This window comes from Candidatus Nitrosopumilus salarius BD31 (assembly GCF_000242875.2).
Taxonomy (GTDB): domain Archaea; phylum Thermoproteota; class Nitrososphaeria; order Nitrososphaerales; family Nitrosopumilaceae; genus Nitrosopumilus; species Nitrosopumilus salarius.
In genome coordinates, this window is the sequence record NZ_AEXL02000063.1 from 1 (window position 1) to 4,518 (window position 4,518).

The 4,518-nt window shown below is 32.8% G+C and carries 5 protein-coding genes and 1 pseudogene; all 6 read right to left on the reverse strand.

The window, feature by feature from the left end:
• Nucleotides 1-21: 21 nt before the first annotated feature.
• Nucleotides 22-588, reverse strand: coding sequence for a hypothetical protein (locus BD31_RS02880; RefSeq protein ID WP_008298264.1), 567 nt, complete (start codon nucleotides 586-588; stop codon nucleotides 22-24).
• Nucleotides 589-606: 18 nt separating this feature from the next.
• Nucleotides 607-846, reverse strand: a complete 240-nt coding sequence (locus BD31_RS02885; RefSeq protein WP_048097392.1) for an Lrp/AsnC family transcriptional regulator — start codon at nucleotides 844-846, stop codon at nucleotides 607-609.
• A 43-nt stretch (nucleotides 847-889) separates the two neighbouring features.
• Complete coding sequence (locus BD31_RS02890; protein ID WP_008298263.1) at nucleotides 890-1,309, reverse strand: EVE domain-containing protein; 420 nt, start codon at nucleotides 1,307-1,309, stop codon at nucleotides 890-892.
• Between the two features lie 301 nt (nucleotides 1,310-1,610).
• Nucleotides 1,611-3,245 carry a phenylalanine--tRNA ligase subunit beta gene (gene pheT, locus BD31_RS02895; RefSeq protein WP_008298265.1) on the reverse strand — a complete coding sequence of 545 codons (1,635 nt, stop codon included), beginning with the start codon at nucleotides 3,243-3,245 and terminating at the stop codon, nucleotides 1,611-1,613.
• The gene (pheS, locus tag BD31_RS02900) at nucleotides 3,236-4,333 is read right to left on the reverse strand and encodes a phenylalanine--tRNA ligase subunit alpha (RefSeq protein ID WP_238536048.1); all 1,098 of its coding nucleotides are present in this window, start codon (nucleotides 4,331-4,333) and stop codon (nucleotides 3,236-3,238) included. Before pheS ends, pheT begins: the two co-directional genes overlap by 10 nt.
• Nucleotides 4,287-4,518: pseudogene (locus tag BD31_RS10655) on the reverse strand (hypothetical protein); the annotation flags it as partial. The gene pheS and the pseudogene BD31_RS10655, both read right to left, overlap by 47 nt.

Consider the following 4,518-nt stretch of genomic DNA (forward strand, 5'->3'; position numbering starts at 1 on the left):
ATGCTAATTTTAAAAATTAAATCACAGATTTAATTGTGAAGTATTCATTGTAAGAAACATAGGCTTACCATCAGTTTTTTGGAAATCTTCACCATACTGTTCAAATTCTAATTGTTCAAACAAATGTTTTGTCCAAATATCATGAACTGTTTGGAGGAATTTTTTGTGGCCAGATATTCTCAATAATTCATGAAGTAGTTCGTGAGATACAGTTGTACAATTTTTTTCTGCAAGAAATAGTGTATCGTTTGCTTCTTTAGGTCTTTGCCAAAAAACCATTCCAAAATTTTCAGCATGATATCCTTCACAAGTACAATCAGTCCACCAAGGTTTGAAATGTGTCAAGTAAAAATGATAAATGTCTTTTCCTCTTTGTTCATGGTCACGTAAAAGTGTGTGAGTGTCAAGTTTTTGAAGAATACTTCTAGGTCTTGTGATTAATTCATCACATTGAATCTCATAATCCTTACCAAATTTTTCCATAATCCATCTCTTGTAAAATTCACCCATTTTCTTAACATATTCAAATTCAAACTGTCGCTTATCACGATCTTCTTCTTTTATTACAAAAATAAAATGTAAAATCATAATAAGAAAAAAGGGTGTTTATGTTTGGCCTTCAATACCCATAAGGGTCAGAGTTGAACGAATCTTTTCAATTTTCCTGATTTTCCAGGTAATTGTTTCTCTTAGTTTTTCAACAGTATCAGATTCGATTTTGGCCAAAATATCGTATGCGCCAAAAGTTCCATGAACTTCCTTAACACCATCTAAGCCCTTTAGTTGCTGAATTATAGCTTCTTCGGAACCTAGTTCACAGTTTATTAAAACATAAGCTGTTGCCATGATTGAATTAAACAAATCGACTATATCAATAAAGCGATTATTGTTAGTTTTGAGAAATCTTTAGAATAGCATCCCAGATTGGCTTTGGTACAGGCATTACAGACAATCTTGAAATTCGGATCAGTTCCCAATCTTTGAATTTTTTATCTTTTTTCATTTCATCAAGTGTCACAGGTCGTTTCAATGTTTTTTTATATTTTACATCTACTACAATAAAACGTTCAACATCTTCTTTGGGGTTGGGATAAGGTTTTGAAGTGACTTCCATTATTCCTACAGCTTGTCTTTCATCACCTGTATGATAAAATAAAACAAGATCACCAGATTTCATTTCTCGCATATGCTTTAATGCTAAATTATTGTGAACTCCATCCCAGACTGTTGTTTTTTCTTTTTTTAGTTGTTCAAAATTATATCCTCTTGGCCCACTAGGTTCTTGTTTTGCCAACCAATAACTTGTCATTACATATTTTTGTATTATCAATGGTGTTTTATGGTTTTTGAAAAATTAATGTTCCCCGGTTCTGACTCGCACAAAATCATGGGTACATAGCCATAAGCCTCCTCGCGTTCTGAAACCGGGGTTGCCCATAATGTAGCACACCTGGGTGAATTAGAAATCATTGGTATCATTACGATCGACATCATCCTAATCCGTCTGCGTGCCTGCTCTCGGGCATTTAATGATGTATCAACTCTTACTAAAAACCATTGATGAAAATTCTCTTCACGAGATTATTTTTTGAACCAGATTAAATTTTATTTTAAAGAATTGATTCAGAAAGGGATATTTCAAACCCTACAACAGGGACACGAATTTTATAATTTTCAATAATCTTGGAATTGATTTTTCCAATGATCCCAATTGATTTACCGTTTAAAATTACAGCGGCACAATGTCCTGCTTCAAAGGTTGGATGAGACAGGGTTTTTGTTTCAATTGTAATTCCAAACCCAATTTTTAATGAGGATTGTAATATAGATTTAATTTCAGTAAAATTTGCATCCTTATGTGCGCTGATACTAGAAAATGCAATTTTTTCAGATATTGAATCATCAATAGCAAAAACAGTACCAGTTTCAAACATTTTCTGAGGATACGATTCATGAATGTTTCTTGAAATATTTTCTAGCAATCCAGGAAGAATGGAATCACGTAAAATAGTGTGTTCTTGACTTTTTGAATCAAGAACAGAAATGATTTTTGATGAATCTCTGTTAGTCATTTCATATAGAACACGTTTACTGGTTAAACTTGAATTTAGAGCTTCAAGATATCCAAGTCCTATCATAATTTGATTAAGTGATTTGAGTTGGAGTGAAACTGGATTCATTTGACCAATTGTTTGAGAAGGAGTCAAAGTAGGCTCAAGATTTTGAATCCCATACCCCAAAGCAACTTCTTCTATCAAATCCATAGATCCAAAAATATCAAATCGATATGCTGGAATCGTGCAAATGATAGCCTTCCCTTTAGGTGATGCATCCAATCTAGATTTTTTTAATGATGAAATAATTTTTGGGGTAGTAAGATTCAAACCGAGAATTTGATTAATTAGTGAAGTACTTACAGATATTTTCTTTTGATCGAGTTTTGGTGATGAGTTTTTTGCACCAGATATTCTAACAGATTCTAAAGTAAATCCAGCACTTTCTAAAATGGTTGCAACAACAGAAAGCATATCTTCAGCATCATCCTTATTGATTCCAGTTACCTCAACGAAAAGATTTTTTGTTTTAGTTGTAACAGTGGTGACTGCAGCATTAATAATGGGTGGAAGAGATATTACATTATCATCAGAATCAATTATGATTGGTACCTTTGCAGAATTACCTAAAATATGCCCATAATCTCTACCTGTATCTGTTTGTTCAAGTATTTCAGAAATAGTATTTTCTGTAGTAGATTTGAGAGGAATGAATTTTGTATTTCTGCTAGTTGTTGTATATGTTAGAGGAAATGAGATTTTATCAAGATCATGAATACCAATTGAAGATTTTGTGCGTTTTCTACCAATTCCCATATGAAGATCCTCTTGCATCTGGATGAGTTGTTCAAGAATTTTGTTGTCAATATTACCATTTTTTGCTACAATTCCAGTTACAAAAGGACGAATTTTTGATACTTCAGATTTTACAGATATCGGATACTTGTTTGATTTTTTAATTTTTAGTTTAATTGCACCGGTTTTGATTCCCAATAATCCTTGCAAGCCTAGGGCAATTCCAAAATCAGTAGAATAGTCAGGTCTGTTTGGGCTATATTCAATTCGGACAAGGTCTTTGTTTTCGGATTCAATATCTAATCCAAGAAAAGGTAACGAATCAGAAATTTGTTTTTTTGTTACTTTACCTACTAATTTTTGAAGTCGTGTATAAGATAATTCAACTACTGGCATTTTGTAGCGCTCCTTAGCCAACTGAGATTATTGTTGTAAAACTCTCTTACATCATCTATACCATACTTTAGCATTGCAATTCTTTCAATTCCTCCACCCCATGCTAAAACAGGTTTAGTGATTCCAAGAGGTTTTGTCACTTCAGGTCTGAAAATTCCCATTCCAAATAGTTCAATCCATTTTTCTAATCTTTCATTATACACCATTGTCTGAAGTGATGGTTCTGTATATGGGAAAAATGTTGGCCAAAATTTTATTTTTGTAATTCCAATTCGTTTGTAAAATTCTCGCTGAATCCCCATTAAATTTCTCAGATTAGCGTCTTTTCCAACAACAACACCTTCGATTTGATTAAATTCTACAAGATGCTTGTAACTGACTTTTTCATTTCTGAATACACGTCCTAAAGAAAAAACTCTAGCCTCATCAGGCTTGTTTTCGGCCAAATGTTTGATTGTAACACAAGTAGTATGAGTCCTTAAAACCATTTTTCTTGCCTCGTTGATATCCCAATGATATCTCCAATTTTTTTTGTGAGAATCAGAAACTTTTCTAATTTGTTCGGGTGTAGCAATTTTTTTGGCAGAAATACCATCGAGGTAAAATGTATCTTGTAATTCTCGTGCTGGATGATCTTGTGGAGTAAATAGAGCATCAAAATTCCAAAAGCTTGATTGAGTCATGTTGCCAATTATTTCTGAAAAACCCAATGTAACAAATATTTCACGAATTTCATCAATCGTGTCTTTTAGTGGGTGAGTTCTTGCAACAAAAACATCAGGTACTTTTGCTTCAACATCTATTTCTCCAGAAGAGTCTGAAATCACTATAGACTTTGCAGAATCAGTTAAAGTGACTTCTTTGGTTTTGACAATATCCTCAACAATAAAGTCAGGTCTTTTTAAGAGTGAAGAAAGATCATCATCATTAATTTCATCTTTAGATAATTTTTTCTCTCCAATTTGTTTGAGTGTTTTTTCACCAGGGAGTTCTAAAGGTAAATTCTTTATTGAAACACTTTCAGAAGAAGCTTCAATCCAATCATTTTTTCTTGCCAACCCAATTGAAGGACCAAAAAACAGAACCAAGTTCTTTTTGTAGATCAGATAATTTTCTAGGCCCATCCTTTAGCAAATCCAATAATCTTCTTTCAGGTAATCCTTTTTGAAAAGATTCAATCCCATTTTTACCTAAACTTACAATACTTGATTTTGATTCATTTACATTAGCTAAATCTTTTAGTTTTAGCCATTCAATCCCTCGTCGAATTTGG

Excerpts from the sequence above, each read along its gene's own strand:
- BD31_RS02885 (WP_048097392.1), bottom strand. The coding sequence starts at position 846 with ATGGCAACAGCTTATGTTTTAATAAACTGTGAACTAGGTTCCGAAGAA.
- BD31_RS02880 (WP_008298264.1), bottom strand. The coding sequence starts at position 588 with ATGATTTTACATTTTATTTTTGTAATAAAAGAAGAAGATCGTGATAAG.
- BD31_RS02890 (WP_008298263.1), bottom strand. The coding sequence starts at position 1,309 with ATGACAAGTTATTGGTTGGCAAAACAAGAACCTAGTGGGCCAAGAGGA.
- pheT (WP_008298265.1), bottom strand. The coding sequence starts at position 3,245 with ATGCCAGTAGTTGAATTATCTTATACACGACTTCAAAAATTAGTAGGT.